This is a genomic window from Pareuzebyella sediminis, from assembly GCF_008367235.1.
GTDB classification, from domain to species: Bacteria; Bacteroidota; Bacteroidia; order Flavobacteriales; family Flavobacteriaceae; genus Pareuzebyella; species Pareuzebyella sediminis.
Window position 1 is genome coordinate 221,098 of sequence record NZ_VTZS01000001.1, and the last position, 16,977, is coordinate 238,074.

Sequence of the window (16,977 nt, forward strand, 5' to 3'; positions counted from 1 at the left end):
ATACTTTAAACTTAAAAAGTAATGCATTTTTGGGACTGGTCCTCTTCTCGCTCCTCAAAACAAAGCTAATCAAGGAGAAAAGAAATAGTTCATTCCCTTATCGAACGAAGGCATTCGCCATGCCCCCATCAACATTAATGATATTTCCAGTGCTTTTATCAAGTATACCTACAAGGGCAAATACTCCATTTGCGATATCTTCCGGGTAGATAATCTCGTTCAAGAGATTTCTTTTGGCGTAATGCGCCGGAAGCTCCTCCACGGTAATGCCGTAAGCTTTTGCCCTTCCTTCAGCCCATTCACCTTCCCAAATTTTGCTACCTACGATAACGCCATCGGGATTTACCGTGTTTACGCGAATTTTATCTCCCGCCAATTCAGCTGCCAATAAACGGGCCATATGTTGTTGAGCCGCTTTCGAAGTTCCATAGCCCACATTGTTGGGTCCGGCAACGAGTCCATTCTTACTTGCTATACTTATAATGTTTCCACCCAGTCCTTGCTTTCTCATAATGATGACAGCCTGTTTTGCCAGTTCAAATTGGCCCTTGACCAACACATTTTGAAGTAGATCCCAATCTTTGTCGGTAGTCTCTGTTAGGGGCTTGGAAATGGCAAGGCCTGCACTATGTACGACAATATCTACACCGCCGAAATCTATACATGCCTTTTTATAAGCTGTTGCAATAGACTCTGATTTTGTGACGTCACAGACGGCATAACTTGCCGTATCTCTTTTGTAGGTTCCTACAGCCTCTTGAAGGCGGTCTTCGGCAATGTCGGTGAGCACTATATTCGCACCTTCCTGGGCTAGCTTGTCTGCAATGGCTTTACCAATGCCACCGCCTGCTCCTGTAACAAAGGCAACCTTTCGAGATAAAGGTTTTTCTTTGGGCATACGCTGTAATTTGGCTTCCTCTAATAGCCAATATTCGATGTCAAAAGCTTCTTGCCTTGGTAACGAGGTATATTCCGTAATAGCTTCGGCACCCCGCATTACGTTGATCGCATTAACATAAAATTCGTTCGCCACCCTAGTCGTCTGCTTGTTTTTCGCAAAGCTGAACATACCTACGCCCGGATAAATAATGATAACGGGGTTAGGGTCTCGCATAGCGGGGCTATTCTCGCGCTTACAGTTCTCGTAATACGCTTTATACTCTTCTCGGTAATTTTCGAAGGCCGGTTCCAATTTTTTAAGGACCTCCTCGGTATTGCCAGTATCCTCATCGGTAGAAAGACTCAGTACCAAAGGCTGTATTTTCGTCCGTAAGAAATGGTCGGGGCATGACGTGCCCATGGGCGCAAGGCGCTCTAGGTCGTTGCTATTGATGTATTCCATAACCACATCACTATCGTTGAAATGTCCGATCATTCTGTTTTCCGATGAACACAGTCCCCGTAACATGGGCATGAGTTGGGCCGCTTTTTCCAAACGCTGTTCCTTCGGTAGGCTTTCGACCTTTTGTCCTCCAAAAACACTACCGTTTTCACGTATTTTATTTTCAATGAATTCCGAGGCCATTTCGATTACTTCCAAGCTGTTCATATAACAGTCATATGAAGTATCGCCCCAAGTGAAAAGACCATGGCTTCCCAATACGATTCCCCGGATTCCAGGATTGTCGTTCAGGCATTTTTCAAGTTGAAGCCCCAAATCAAAACCAGGACGTTGCCATGGAACCCAGCCCATGGTGTCTCCCCAGATTTCTTTTGTAACCTGCTCACTATCTTTGGCGGCAGCGACGGCAATCAGTGCATCGGGATGTAAGTGGTCGATATGTTTGAAAGGAAGTAATCCGTGAAGTGGCGTATCTATAGAAGGAGCCTTGCTGTCCAAATCATAGATGCAATGGTTGAAAAGGCCGACCATGCGGTCTTCATCTTCTAGTCCTCCGTATACGTCCTTCAGATTTCTAAGGCGTTCGGTATATAGCCCTGCAATGCCTGCTTTTGTCAAGGTGCCAATATCTCCTCCAGAGCCCTTTATCCACATTACTTCCACGGCTTCATCAGTAAGGGGATCTTTTTCCATGGTTTTACAGCTGGTATTGCCGCCGCCATAATTGGTAATTCTCAAATCGGCCCCGAGGATATTGGAGCGATATAAAAATAGGGCTACTTGGTCATCTCCCAGTTCGGCCGCTTTTTGGTCGTCCCAGAGATAATCTACATACTTGAATTTTTTTACAGGATTGCTCATAATTGCCTAATCTTTGTATTTAGTGTTACTGCTAAAGTAGGATAGTGTTTACAGGTTTGTATCCTGTACTATCACGCATTCTTACATTTTTATCTAAAAAAATCACGATAAACTCGATAAAATATAATAAAATTAGAAGATTCGTACCTTAATTTTGTCTAGAAACGCTATCGTCATTTATTAGGAAGTAATTTCGTCAGAATAATACGGCTCCCGGTTTTGCGAAGATTTGTTTCGTTAATTTATTGTAATTCCTTAAAAATGAAAATGTACAAGTATATTAAAATCGATGAAAACTCAAGAATACCTAAATATCGCCAGATTGTCGATTCGATTATACATAATATCTCTGTAGGAAATCTTAAAATAGACGAAAAAATACCCTCAATAAATAGGTTCAGCGAAGAGTACCTGCTTTCTAGAGATACCGTCGAAAAAGCATATAATATTCTGAAAGAGCGAAAGATAATCTCATCGATAAGAGGCAAAGGATATTATATAACACGAACCCAGCTACTTTCTAAAGTAAATATCTTAATGCTGATCAATAAGCCCAGTTCTTATAAGATGCGCATCTACAATTCTTTTATCAATAATATCGGGAACAATGCCCATGTTGATCTTTTCATTTACCATTGCAATGAAACCATTTTTCTGAATCTGCTCGAAAAGTATTCGAATGCTTATGACTATTATGTGGTGATGCCCCATTTCAAAAGTGACAAACTAGAGCACATTAGCAGTACTGAAGTAATTTTAAAGGCCATCAAAAAAATTTCAAAGGATAAGCTCGTTATTGTTGATAACAAATTGGGTTTTTCAGGACATATTGCCAAAGTGTATCAAGACTTTGAAAATGATATTTATTTCGCCCTAAAGGAGGGTCTTGCCAAAATATCAAAATATCAAAAGTTGATTCTGGTCTACCCCATAAAATCGGTGTATCCCTATCCAAAACGTATATTGCACGGATTCAAAAAATTTTGTGTAGAATTCTCTTTGGATTTTGAGATTATCGATGAGGTTTTCGACGATATTATTTTGAAGCGTGGCGATTTGTTTATTACCATAGAAGAACTCGATCTCGTTCACTTGGTTAATCAAGTACGAAAAGATGAGTTTGAACTGGGCACCGATGTAGGGGTTATCTCCTATAATGAAACACCCTTAAAAGAATTGTTGGGGATTTCCGTTATTTCTACCGATTTTAATGCGATGGGTAAGACCGCCGCCGAGATGATTTTAAATAAAAAGAAAGAAGAGGTCAAAAACCCTTTTAATTTTATTGAAAGAGATTCCCTATAACCACTTTTCGATATTCCCAAGCATGGACGACCATAGACCTGTCTCAACGCCCCTAAAAGTCTAAGCAAAATACGCCTTCAACATCTCTGAATTTATGTGCTGAAACATTCTAATGAAGAAAAAGCAGAATAAATGGACAATCTATAATTTAGGTTTTTTTATAGTATATAATTTACAAGATTATTCTTGGATAGAACTTTTAGACTGCTCCTTTCCCCAATGGTATAAGGGGCAACAGAAAAATGTATGTTTTAGTTTTTTATAAGTTTTGGTTGGCTCTTATTGCGTACTTCTCATTATTATTTATAATGTTTTGTTAATATAACAGGATACTACAGGATAGCGAAAACGATTTCGTTGGATACATTTGAGTTATATCCTAAAAAAATTCCGGTTTATCGGACTTTATGGATGGAAAAATACTATTCAACTAAATCATCGCTATTATGAAAAAAAATCTAACTCGCCTAAAAACAGCCTGTTTTGTTTTTATGCTATTTCTTGCATGTTATGTACATGCCCAAACAACGACGGTCTCCGGTACGGTGACCTCGGCCGATGACGGGCTCGGTCTACCCGGGGTAAACGTAGTCGTTAAAGGGACCACCAATGGTACGGTTACCGATTTTGACGGTAACTATAGTCTTAATGTCAGCGATACCAACGGTACGCTTATGTTTTCCTATATTGGGTTTAAGGCACAGGATATCCCTATCAACGGACAGACCACTATAAATGCCGTTATGACCGAAGATGCCACTGCTTTGGAAGAGGTAGTTTTAGTGGGCTACGGTACCCAGATTAAACGCCAGGTAACTGGTTCTGTACAAACAATAGAAGCTCAGGAGTTGGCAGATATTCCGGTGTCGCAGATTACCCAGAAAATACAAGGTCGTTTGGCAGGGGTACAGATCAATCAAACGACAGGTAAACCCGGGCAAGGGATGTCGGTACGTATTCGAGGTCAATTATCGGTTTCGGGCGGTAGTGATCCGTTGTATGTTATTGACGGGTTTCCTATTTCAGGGGGTATCAATGCGATAAACCCTGATGAAATTGAAGATATAACTGTTCTCAAGGATGCAGCTTCAACTTCACTATATGGGTCTAGAGCTGCTAATGGGGTGGTATTGATCACAACAAAAAATGGAACGGTAGGTCAGACCAACGTAAGTCTGAACACTTCTACCGGAATGCAGTATGTTCCACAACGTGGACGCATAGAAATGATGGATGCCGTCGAATTTGCCCAATTTAAAAAGGAGTACTACGAAGATCAGGGTGATCCTGTTCCCGATATTTTTCAAGACCCTTCCCAATATGAGGGCAAAACGAACGATTGGTACGATGCCATGCTTAGAACGGCACCTATGCAAAATTACAACCTGACAATAACCTCTAACAAAGACAAATTAAAAACAGCGGTTGTGGCCGGTGTATTTTTACAAGACGGGGTCGTTTTGAACTCGGATTACGAGCGGTATTCACTTCGGGTGAACCTAGATTATAATATATCGGATAAAGTTCGGGTAGGTTTTAATGTCGCACCGAGTTACATCGTAGATAATACGCCAAGAACCGATGGTTCAAGGGGTACGGGGATTCTTTTTAACGCATTGCATACTTGGCCGATTATGCCGATTTATAATCCAGACGGTTCTCGAACGACATTCAATCGCTTTCCTGCGGAAACCGGTAATATTTTCTCGTATGCGAACTGGCTGACCTCTGCTGAGCAGATTACCAACGAGACGAAAGACGTCAACATTTTATCCAATGCGTTTATTGAATACGAGCCCATTGATGGTCTGACCATAAAATCAAGTATGAACGCGGAAATTTACAATCGGGAATATACGTTCTTCAGCCCTTCTACAGCAACGTATAGAATAAACCGTCCAATTCCAACAGATGCTGAAGCGATATGGGAAGATCGAAAAGATTTTTCGTATCTCAACGAGAATTTAGTAACCTACACCAAGAATTTAGGGGATCACGATTTCTCCATATTGGGTGGTTTTACCTATCAAAAATTTCGACGTGATTTTAGTAGGGTAGCCGCAGATACTTTTGCGGATGATAGGATAGCCACGATTCAAGGGGCCGCTAATATCAACAGGGGCGGCACCTATGATCAAGTGCAAGAATGGAGTTTGGTATCCTTCCTTTCGCGACTCACATACAGCTATAAAGGAAAATATCTACTCACGGGCGCTATTCGTAGAGACGGTTCGTCTCGCTTTGGCTCAGAGAACCGCTGGGGTAATTTCCCTTCGGTATCTGCAGGTTGGATTATGTCCGATGAAGCATTCCTTGAAAATTCTGAGAAAATCTCATTACTTAAACTGAGGGCCAGTTATGGGGTCACGGGGAATAATAATATCGGTAACTACACCCAATATGCGCTGATAGATAATACGGTCAATGCTGTCTTTGGTAATGATTTCGCCCCTGGTTCTGCGGTAAATTCCTTATCGAACCCGAATTTGGGGTGGGAAACCACGAAACAATTTGATATCGGTCTTGATTTAAGTTTGTTCAATGATCGACTAGCTTTTGTATATGACTACTATACAAAAAACACCACGAACTTGTTGTACAATGTACAAGTACCTCGAGAATCAGGTTTTACCAATTTCAGCGATAATATCGGTGAGATTCACTTTTGGGGGCACGAATTTTCTGTAAATACAGTAAATACCACTGGAAAGTTCAGATGGACCACCAACGCTAATATCTCCTTCAACCGAAACGAAGTAGTTGCTTTGGCCGAAGGGATTGATAGAGTATATGGACCTGGTGGATGGCACATCACTAAAGTAGGTGAGCCATTTGGTCAGTTTTATGGGCATTTATCCGACGGAGTCTATTTGAACCAGCAAGATTTGGACAGTTCACCTCAAGTACCAGGGCGCTCAACAGTAGGTAGTATAAAGTTGATCGACGTAAATGGCGACGGTATTATCACGAGGGGCGGCGATGAAGATGACCGGGCCATCATGGGTAATCCATTTCCCGATTTCACCTACGGTATTACGAACAATATCAAATACGGCAATTGGGATTTTTCTATCGTGGGAACTGGCTCCCAAGGTAACGAACTATTGGTGCGTCACCTATATAGTACCACAAACCTCGATGGAGTTTTCAATTTGTTGAAAGATGTAAAATATCGTTTCCGATCGGTCGAAAATCCCGGAAGAGGATTTTATGGCACCACTGTTGGTGGCGGAAATGTCACAGGTATTGAAAGAGATTGGATCAATGATCGCTTTGTCGCTGACGCGTCCTTTTTTAACATTCGTAACATCACTTTGGGGTATACCTTAAATGGTATTGACCGATTCTTTAAGTCGGCGCGTATTTATGGTTCGGTTCAGAATGCCTATATTTTCACCAAATATTGGGGAGGTCCGAATCCTGAAATCAGCGTACAGAACAATGGGCAAGGAGACGGTGGAAACCTCGCATCAGGTGTAGATATCTCTGGGTACCCGGTACCCCGTATTTTCAGTCTCGGATTGAATTTTAACTTTTAAGCTAAAGTTATATTGCTACAAATACATTGATCATACTATAAAAAAATAATACAATGAAAAAAATATTCTTATTTCTCGCCATGATTGGAGTCATAATGACCGGTTGTGAAGATGAGCTAACGATCTTCCCGGAAGATTCGTTAAGTGTACCCACGTTCTATAAAACGGAGGTCGATTTTGAACAGGCCGTGAATGGTGCCTATGTGCCCTTGCGTGGTATTTATAACCAGTCTATGGCCTATCTAAGTGAAATGCATTCCGACAACACCTATTATGCCCGTAACACGGCTTTTGGTGCCACGGAACAACAAGAAGATGTCGCTGACTTTGCCATTCCTACTGATCAAGGCATTACGACCAACAACCATGTAACAAATCTCTATGTTACGATGTTTGAGATCATTGCCCGTGCCAACCAAATTTTGGCGACGATCGATGAAGCCGAATTTGATTCGGGGCCCAAGAACAATATCAAAGGGCAGGCTCTTTTTCTAAGATCATTTTCATACTTTAAATTAGTGCAGTTTTTCGGGAGTGTACCTTTACACTTGGTTCCCGTTCTCTCTCGTGAGGATGCCGCCTTGCCGCTGGCAAGTACAGAGGAGCTCTATGCGCAAATCATCGAAGATGCACAAACGGCAATTCCTTTGTTGCCTCCAAAATCACAACAAGATCCAGGAAGAGTAACCTCAGGTGCCGCCAGAACGTTATTAGGAAATATATATATGGTACGTCAGCAGTGGGCAGAGGCCGAGGCTCAGTTCAGGGCGGTTGTAAATAGTAACGAATATTCGTTGATGCCGAATTATGCCGATGCTTTTTCTGGAAATTCGGATAATAAGAATAATATGGAGTCCGTTTTTGAAGTGCAATATAAAGAAGGGCCTGAAGGCTTAAACGGAAGCTTTCTCTATAATTTTCTTCCCCGCCCTATCACGGCAGAGGAAGTTGGCCTGATTACCCAAACCTCTAACCCACAACCTTTGAACGGAGAAGGAAATAATATTCCTACCCCGGATATCATCGCAGCTTATGAAGAGGGTGATCTACGGGAAGATGCCTCCATTCAATATATTACTCTTAGTGAAAGTTTTTGGCGCGATGGTGTATATCCAATCATCAAGAAGTATGTAGAGCCTCATTCTTTACATGGTAACCACGGTATGAACTGGCCCGTGTATCGGTACTCTGAAGTCTTACTTTTCTTAGCAGAAGCTTTGGAGGAGCAAGGTAAATCCGGTGAAGCGGTCACGTATTTGAACCAAGTACGTACAAGAGCTGGTTTGGGTGCGGCAACAGGCGATTTAGGCGAAGCCATTTTTAATGAAAGAAGGGTCGAATTGGCTTTTGAGAACAAAAGATGGTTGGATTTGGTAAGAACAGGTCGGGCCATTGATGTGATAACTGCTTATGGTAACCGAATAAAGGCCAATCCAAATGACTACTATTATCCGATAGGGGCCGAACCCAGAAGTAATGCGTTTACAAATATTAGTCTTACGTTCGGGCTTCCGGCATCGGAATCGTCTTTGAATCCAAATTTTTAGTAATTTCAGAGACTATTAATAAACATATAAAAACCTTTTATACATGAAGAGAGTGCTCTTATTGATTGCCGTTGTGTCATTGTTGGCAGTTTCGTGCGATACCGAAAAGGCTTCGAATGGGGATACCGCAGAAAATCAGGATCCTAAATTAGCAAAACTTAAATTGCAATCGGGCTTTAAGGCAGAACACTTATACAGCCCGAGTGAGGCCAACGAAGGTTCGTGGGTGGCCATGACCTTTGATGATAAAGGACGCTTGATCACTTCAGATCAATATGGTGCACTCTATCGTATGGAAGTACCCCCAATTGGTTCTGAAAACTTGACCCCAAAAATTGAAAAGCTCAAAATTCAAACGGGGGAACAGGTGCCTGATTCAGTTATACAGATGGGGTATGCTCAAGGCTTATTATATGCTTTTAACAGTCTCTATGTGATGGTCAATCATCGCAGTAATGATGAATTTGAGAAGGGAAGCGGTCTTTATCGCCTGCAAGACACCGACAATGATGATCAGTACGATAAAATAACCTTACTTAAGGCATTGAATGGTGCTGGGGAACATGGTCCACATAGCATCGTACCCTCACCTGACGGTAAATCACTATATGTAATCGCAGGTAACCATACCGATCTTCCTAAAATGGATGTATATCGCCTACCCGAAAACTGGAAAGACGATAACCTTTTTCCGCAAATTAAGGATCCGCGAGGTCATGCCAATGATCGTGGAGCTCCCGGGGGATGGGTTGCCCATATAGATCCCGAGGGAAAGACTTGGGAACTAGTGGCGGCAGGTTTTCGAAATCCGTTTGATTTAGCGTTCAACGAATTGGGCGATATGTTCGTGTATGATTCCGATATGGAGTGGGATTTAGGGATGCCATGGTATCGACCTACCCGAATTTGCCATGTGACCAGCGGGGCCGAGTTCGGTTGGCGTACCGGTAACGGAAAGTGGTCTCCAGCTTATCCTGACAATTTGCCTCCCCTGATGAACATTGGTCAGGGTTCGCCTACCAATGTCATTTACGGAAGCGAGGCCAATTTCCCGGAGAAATACAAACACAGTGTTTTCGCCTTCGATTGGAGTTTTGGTATTATTTATTCGATCGAGCTTAAGACAGACGGGTCTACTTATTCCGGAACCCGCGAAGAGTTTCTATCGGGTATTCCGCTTCCCCTTACAGATGGGGTTATTGGTCCTGACGGGGCGATGTATTTCATGACGGGCGGGCGTCGTTTAGATTCGGATTTATATAGGGTCTATTACGATGGTTCGGAGGAAATTCCTGCTCAAGCTACTGCATTGCAGCAAACGGAGGGAAATAAGATTAGAAAAGAGCTGGAAACGTATCATGTCGGACCGAAAACGGGAGCCATAGAAGCCGCATGGCCTCACCTTAATAGCGAAGACCGCTTTATTAGATATGCGGCGCGTATTGCCGTCGAGCACCAGCCTATTAGTTTATGGCAAGATAAGGTGTATGAGGAAACCGATGCGATTAGGAAGATTCAGGGAGCTATCGCATTGGCAAGACAGGGAGATAGCAATCAACGCAATAGATTATTGGAAACCCTGACCGGAATAGATTATGTCAGTTTGACTACAAGTCAGCAGGTAGATTTGGTACGTGCCATAGAACTGGTGTTGTCCCGCATGGGCAAACCGGGTGCAGCTATGAACAACAAGGTCGCTACTTACCTAAGATCGCACTACCCAACGGAAACCGATGTGCTCAATCAATTATTGAGTAAAACCTTGGTCTATGTCGGTGACGATTCCGTAGTGCCGAAGACGCTTGCCATGTTGGAGAAGCCACAAGGTGAAAATGCTTCTGTAATGGCAAATACGGCTACAGATGCTGCAGATCTTATATTGAGGAACCCACAGTACGGTATGGATATTGCCGAGACCTTGAAAAACATGCCTCCCGCACAGAGTATTTATTACGGAACGGTGCTCGGTGATGCCACGAAAGGATGGACGCCCGATCTTAGGGACGAATATTTTAAATGGTACTACAAGGCCTTTTCATATAAGGCTGGAAGAAGTTATATAGGTTTCGTCGACAAAGCCCGAAAAATGGCACTTACCCATGTGCCGACCGGCAAATTCGATCTTTATAACCAAATGTCGGGTGATTCTTTGCTGACAAGTTCGGGAAATGATTTGGCGACAACGTCAGTTCAGCCAAAAGGACCTCGGAAGAATTGGAAAGAAGAGGATATTGCGCCACTTTTGGCCGATGGCCTCGAGAATAGGGATTTCGAACAAGGAAGAAATATGTTCTTGGCGACCAATTGTATTTCTTGTCACGCAATGCGCGGCGAAGGAAGTAACATTGGCCCCGATTTGACACAAGTGGGAACTCGTTTCTCTCCGGAGGATATGCTGAAGGCCATCATCGATCCGAACGATGTAATTTCCGATCAATATAATACGACCGTGTTCTCTTTGAAGGACGGAAATTCCATAGTTGGTAGATTGATCAGCGAAGAAGGGGATACGTATAAGGTAAGTCAAAACCCCTATGCTCCTGATGTAATAAGGGAAATACCCAAAGACCAGGTTACAGGAACCAAAATGTCGACTGTATCACTAATGCCACCGGGTACTATCAATCGTTTAGGTCCGGACGAGGTAAAAGATTTGCTCGCCTATTTAGTAGCTGGGGGAGACCCTGACAACCCTATATTTGGGACTGGAGATCAAGCTGAAGCAAATCAATAAACCGAATTGTAGACATTTTATAATAGCTTATTTTAAAAAATGCTCAAGGTAAGGATTCCGGCTTTTAGTAATTGTTTTGATTTTGTGTTCTCCATTGAGGCTTCAAAACGTTTCAAGGAGTTCGAAACCACGAGAGGAAACTTACTAAAAGTCGTACTCTTTTTGCTATTGGGCAGTACTTTGACCGCTCAATCCGGCCTTGGTTCTGAAGTCCCTAGCTCTATTCATTTTATAGAGCAAAAAGTGGCTTCGGAAAATTACGAATCGGTAGGAGTATTCGATGTCAACAATGATGACATTCCCGATATCGTTTCAGGTGCCTTTTGGTATGAAGGGCCTTCCCTAAAAAAGAAGCATCCGATAGGAGGTCCCAAGCGGTATGGTGAGTATTACGATCATTTTTCAACGATTCCCCTTGACGTGAATGGCGATGGTAGAATGGACTTTGTCACTGGTGGATGGTTCGGCAAGCAACTCGTATGGAAAGAAAATACCGGCAATACGAAAGAGTGGCCCGAACACCTTATCGACGAAGTAGGGAACATAGAGACCATTCGAGCTTGGGATATCGATGGTGATGGTATTATGGATATAGTACCAAATACCCCAAATGATCCCTTGGTTGTATACCGTCTGATTACCGATAATAACGGGAAGGGAACAGGAACTTTCGAGAAATTTAGAATAGTTGATCAAAAACAAGGTCACGGTCTGGGATTTGGAGACATTAACGGAGACGGACGGGCAGACCTTATCATTCCCAACGGATGGCTTGAGGCACCCGAAAACCTTTTCGAAAAAGACTGGAAACTACATCTTGAATTCGATTTTGGAACTGCTAGTGTACCTATTCTTGTGGTAGATGTGAACGCAGATGGCCTCAATGACATTATTGTAGGGCAAGGTCACGATTACGGCTTGCATTGGTACGAGCAAAAACCTGAGAGCCGAAAAAACGGCAAATGGCAAAAGCACACGATTGACCCTTTCAATTCACAGTACCATACGATGGAATGGGAAGATCTCGATGGTGATGGTCAAGAGGAACTGATTACGGGGAAACGCTTTATGGCCCATAATGGGAAAGACCCCGGGGGCTACGACCCCATTGGGCTGTATTATTTTCGTTGGAACGGAGAAAACTTTAGTAAGCAGGTCATAGATTATGGCGCTTACGGTGAGGGCAAGGGCACAGGAGTATATTTTCAGGTGAGCGATATCAATGCCGATGGACGAAAGGACATTATTGTACCGGGAAAAGATGGCCTTAGCGTTTATTACAATAACCTCTAAAAAAGAGTATTAAAATAGTATAAGGAACAACATAAATAACTGAAAATGACATTACATTTTAAAAATTTACCGGTATATCTAATACTGCTCGTTTTGCCTTTTGTGCATTCCTGTAAGGAAAAGAAGGCTGAAAAAACTCCGGACGAAGCTGAAATGAATACAAACGAAGATGATGGATTTGTTTCAATTTTCGATGGCAAAACACTTGACGGTTGGGAAGGTGATCCAGTCTATTGGAGCGTTCAGAACGGTAATTTGACCGGTGAAGTGACCCCAGAGACCTTATTGAAGAGCAATACATTTATTGTTTGGCAAGGTGGACAGCCAGATGATTTTGAACTTAAAATGCAGTTTCGGATTGCCGAAGCCGGTAATAGTGGAATTAACTACAGAAGCGAAAAAATCGATACCATTCCCCATGCGTTAAGAGGCTATCAAGCCGACATCGATGGTAAGATCAGGTATACGGGCCAGAATTACGAAGAGAAAAAAAGAACCACTTTGGCCTATCGAGGGGAGAAGGTCATTATTAATACTCAACCTAATCCTGATGAACCAGGTTCCCTTCGGGCCAATGTAGCTAAAAATTGCTGGCAGAGTAGAGAGGTCGTTGCTTCCCTTGGAGAGAGCGACTCCTTAAAAACAAAGATCAAGAGTGAAGATTGGAACGATATCCATCTAATTATAAAAGGTAATAGGTTACAGCATTATGTCAACGGAATACTTATGAGCGACGTAACCGATAACGATACAGTGAATCGAAAGATGTCTGGGTATCTTGGGGTGCAAGTACACGTAGGACCCCCTATGAAAGTCGAATATCGCGATATTAAATTGAAAAATTTGTAACCACGGTTCTATTCTCCTAAAACCGGTTGATCAATAGCCTAGACTCCATCGACTGAAAGGGAATATTTGAGTAGGACGCCGTTAAAATCGAATGCTTGGTAAGGAAATGATAGATGGATGTAAAGATAAAATTTCAAATGCCGCCCAAATAGGGGGCATAGAGACATCGACCTTAGATAATGGCTTGGGCAGGGGCGTTCGTATTGCATGGATCAATACCGGTACCGGCCTGCGCTACAAGGTGGTTATAGATAGGGGTATGGATATTTCCGATACGTTCTATAACGGCTATAGTCTGGCTTGGCTGTCCCATGCTGGAACAATTGCACCTGACCGATTTTCGGATACGGGAATGGGGTGGATTCGTAATTTTGGAGGTGGACTACTAACCACCTGCGGCCTATCCCATGTTGGTGGCCCTGAGGAAGATGAATATGGGGATCGTGGCCTACATGGTCGAATGAGTAATACTCCAGCAGAGGTGGTTTCAATACTGCAACCTGATCCATCGGCCGGTAAAATGGAAATGAGTATCACTGGGATCATACGTGAGTCCCAAGTTTTTGGTCCGGCCTTAGAATTGAAGCGAACGATTTCCGGTAGGTTGGGTCACCCTGAGATAAATGTGCGCGACGAAGTGATAAATCGAGGAAACCAAAAAGTTCCTCATATGCTTTTATACCATATTAATTTTGGTTGGCCCCTTATTGACGAAGGGTCGCTTCTACTTTGGAAAGGGAAATGGCATTCTCCGACTCCGGATTCGGATCGCAAAATTTTTAAGGAGGGTGGAGATTTTAAGACCTGTAAGGCCCCCATGGCTGCACATTCAGGAACCGGGGAAGATGTTGCATTTATAGATATTGAAGAGCATCAGGGTATAGCTACCTGCGGGGTGTATAACGAAAAGCTTGATCTGGCCCTGGCCGTTATTTTTTCCAAAAAACAGTTGCCCTGGTTGGTCAATTGGCAACATTGGGGGAAGAACGAATATGTAACGGCATTGGAGCCCGCCACCAATCCTCCTATTGGACAAAAAAAGGCCCGGGAAGAAGGAAGCCTGATTTTTTTGGAGCCTGGTGAGGTTAGAAATTACGCATTGACCATTAAAATTATGGATACGGACAAAATAGAACAATTTATAAATTCATTTAAATAAATACAGCTTATACTATGGCAACATTGGCAGAAAAGGCATTGGAACAAGGCAAAGGAATCTTGCGATTGGCCCCCACTTGGGTGCCTCGATCTTTTTGTGTACCTGGTCGCAGAATCAAATTGCATCCTGATGACTATTATGTGTTAGGAGGGGAACGTGGCGGTATTGACGAACGATGGTTCTCTTCTACGACACCGGCCGAAAACGGTCCGTTGACAGGAGAGCATGAAGGCTTGAGTCAAGTCGTTTTAGAAGATGACGGCAAAGAGGTTCAGATCTTACTAAAAGATGTTATAGACGAATTAAAAGGTAAAATAATCGGGGAAAGATTGTGGGACGAGTATAACAGTTGGCCCATGTATTCAAAGTTTTTTGACAACATGGGGCCTCTACCGCATCACATTCACCACAACGATGAGCATGCGGCTAAAATTGGACAAAAAGGCAAACCCGAGGCGTACTATTTTCCACCGCAAGTAAACAATCATGGGGGTGATTTTCCGTATACCTTTTTCGGTATTACGCCCGGCACCACCAAGGAGCAGATCAAGGAGTGCTTGATGAATTTTACGAAAGGGGATAATAAGATCACCAACTTTTCATCGGCCTTCAGGTTAGAGCCGGGTACAGGCTGGGATGTGCCACCAGGAATGTTGCACGCTCCCGGAAGTATGTGCACCTATGAGCCACAAAAGGCGTCCGATGTTTTTGCCATGTATCAGTCATTGGTAAATGAAGCGATAATTCCTGAGGAACTACTGTGGAATGGTACCCCAAAAGATCGTATGGGAGATTACGACCAGCTCATGGAGGTCATCGATTGGGAGCTCAATACGGATCCTAACATGCTGGAAACCCGTTTTATGAATCCAATTCCTGTAAAACCTATGGAAGAAATGGAAGCGGAAGGATATATCGACAAATGGATATGTTATCGTTCCGAGGCTTTTAGTGCCAAAGAATTGACCGTGTTACCCGGTCAGACCGTTACCATTAAAGATAATGCCTGTTATGGTATGATTATGATGCAAGGCCATGGCACTATGGGGGTTTGGGATATTGAGACCCCCTCCCTGATACGGTACGGACAATTGACACATGATGAATATTTCGTAACAGAAACTGCCGCTAAAGAGGGCGTGACCATAACCAATCACAGTAAGACCGACCCTATAGTAATGCTAAAACATTTCGGTCCTCAAAACCCGGACTTGAAATTGTGATAAAAAAACCTTTTTTTAAAGAGGAAACTAAAAAGTCCTTTGATAAATTAGAAGAATACAACGTTTAACTTAAATTATACGAGAATGCAAAATACATTTCCAAAATTACATAACGCCACTTGGCCTGGAATCGTTGGAAAGGGTCCCGATTCCGAACCTCCCATCCCTTTTGATAAAATGCTTGAGATGACCGCTGCGGCCGAAGTTGACGGGATAAAGTTCGACGGAGTAGATTTGGGACTTCTTGACCCCCATATCAATATTGACAGCTCGGAGGATGAAATAAAGAAGATAGCAGATAAAATTGCCGGCTATGGGTTGAACGTCGGTAGTTTGGTCGCTCCCATCTGGGGCGGACCTACCTTGGGCAGCGATGCCGACCGAAAAACCTTTGTTGAAATGGTACGCAAGGCGTGTATCTTCGGGAAAGTACTCCGTGACCATGGTGTTCGTACATACGGTGTAATCCGTATCGATTCGGCCTCTAGCCCAGAGCAATGGTCCAAAGATCCAGCAGGTAGTACCCAACTGATAGCGCATACTTTTCGCGAGGCATGCGATGTCGCAGCCGATTACGATGAGAAATTAGCGGCCGAAGGTGAGATATGTTGGGGTGGCATGCACAGTTGGAAGACCATGGTTGAGACCTTGGAAGCGGTAGATAGGCCGAATATTGGCTTTCAGGCAGATATGTCACACACGCTACTATATCTGTTGGGGTACAATGCGCCCCAGCACCGGATTCTTCCACAAGATTTTGATTGGTCCGATAGAAAGACCCTAGAAGCAGGCCTTAAAAAAGTTACCGATGCCTTACGGCCTTGGACTATCGATTTCCACGTGGCCCAAAACGATGGTACGGTGCATGGTACAGGTTCGCACGACAAAACAGGGCGACACTGTTTGGCTACCGACCCTAATGGTAAGCTCGATGTTGTTCACGACGCCGGGTATTGGCTACGTGATGGAGATGGTAATTTGACCAAAGCGTTTCAGCATATATGTTGGGATGGCTGTATGTTCGACAATGATGTTATGATGAAGCAACAGACTTGGAATGATATTTTGGCCATGTTGATTAAAGTTAGAAAAGCACACGGTTGGAGTTAATCTAAGGGTTGACAG

10 protein-coding genes are annotated in these 16,977 nt (G+C 43.2%); 9 read left to right on the plus strand and 1 reads right to left on the minus strand.

The annotated features are described in order from the left end of the window. Positions 1–97 precede the first annotated feature (97 nt). Positions 98–2,203, minus strand: a complete 2,106-nt coding sequence (locus F2B13_RS00965; protein WP_149302795.1) for a bifunctional aldolase/short-chain dehydrogenase — start codon at positions 2,201–2,203, stop codon at positions 98–100. A gap of 267 nt (positions 2,204–2,470) precedes the next feature. Here F2B13_RS00965 and F2B13_RS00970 point away from each other — a divergent pair, with 267 nt between their 5' ends. The 9 genes from F2B13_RS00970 (at position 2,471) to F2B13_RS01010 (ending at position 16,962) form a co-directional block, all read left to right on the plus strand. Then, positions 2,471–3,508, plus strand: a complete 1,038-nt coding sequence (locus F2B13_RS00970) for a GntR family transcriptional regulator (RefSeq protein ID WP_149277161.1) — start codon at positions 2,471–2,473, stop codon at positions 3,506–3,508. A gap of 446 nt (positions 3,509–3,954) precedes the next feature. After that, the gene (locus F2B13_RS00975; RefSeq protein ID WP_149277035.1) at positions 3,955–7,047 is read left to right on the plus strand and encodes a SusC/RagA family TonB-linked outer membrane protein; all 3,093 of its coding nucleotides are present in this window, start codon (positions 3,955–3,957) and stop codon (positions 7,045–7,047) included. Positions 7,048–7,100: 53 nt separating this feature from the next. Then, complete coding sequence (locus tag F2B13_RS00980) at positions 7,101–8,594, plus strand: RagB/SusD family nutrient uptake outer membrane protein (protein ID WP_149277036.1); 1,494 nt, start codon at positions 7,101–7,103, stop codon at positions 8,592–8,594. A gap of 43 nt (positions 8,595–8,637) precedes the next feature. Continuing rightward, positions 8,638–11,328 carry a c-type cytochrome gene (locus F2B13_RS00985; protein ID WP_149277037.1) on the plus strand — a complete coding sequence of 897 codons (2,691 nt, stop codon included), beginning with the start codon at positions 8,638–8,640 and terminating at the stop codon, positions 11,326–11,328. A gap of 39 nt (positions 11,329–11,367) precedes the next feature. Next, the gene (locus F2B13_RS00990) at positions 11,368–12,621 is read left to right on the plus strand and encodes an FG-GAP repeat domain-containing protein (protein WP_149302797.1); all 1,254 of its coding nucleotides are present in this window, start codon (positions 11,368–11,370) and stop codon (positions 12,619–12,621) included. A 45-nt stretch (positions 12,622–12,666) separates the two neighbouring features. Beyond that, complete coding sequence (locus tag F2B13_RS00995) at positions 12,667–13,470, plus strand: 3-keto-disaccharide hydrolase (RefSeq protein WP_149277039.1); 804 nt, start codon at positions 12,667–12,669, stop codon at positions 13,468–13,470. Between the two features lie 91 nt (positions 13,471–13,561). Beyond that, complete coding sequence (locus tag F2B13_RS01000; RefSeq protein WP_198440062.1) at positions 13,562–14,629, plus strand: aldose 1-epimerase family protein; 1,068 nt, start codon at positions 13,562–13,564, stop codon at positions 14,627–14,629. 14 nt (positions 14,630–14,643) lie between these two features. After that, a complete protein-coding gene (locus F2B13_RS01005; protein ID WP_149302799.1) occupies positions 14,644–15,852 on the plus strand; it encodes a class I mannose-6-phosphate isomerase in 1,209 nt (402 codons plus the stop codon). An 84-nt stretch (positions 15,853–15,936) separates the two neighbouring features. After that, positions 15,937–16,962 (plus strand): sugar phosphate isomerase/epimerase family protein, encoded by a 1,026-nt coding sequence (locus F2B13_RS01010; RefSeq protein ID WP_149302801.1) that lies wholly within the window; start codon positions 15,937–15,939, stop codon positions 16,960–16,962. Positions 16,963–16,977 lie beyond the last annotated feature (15 nt).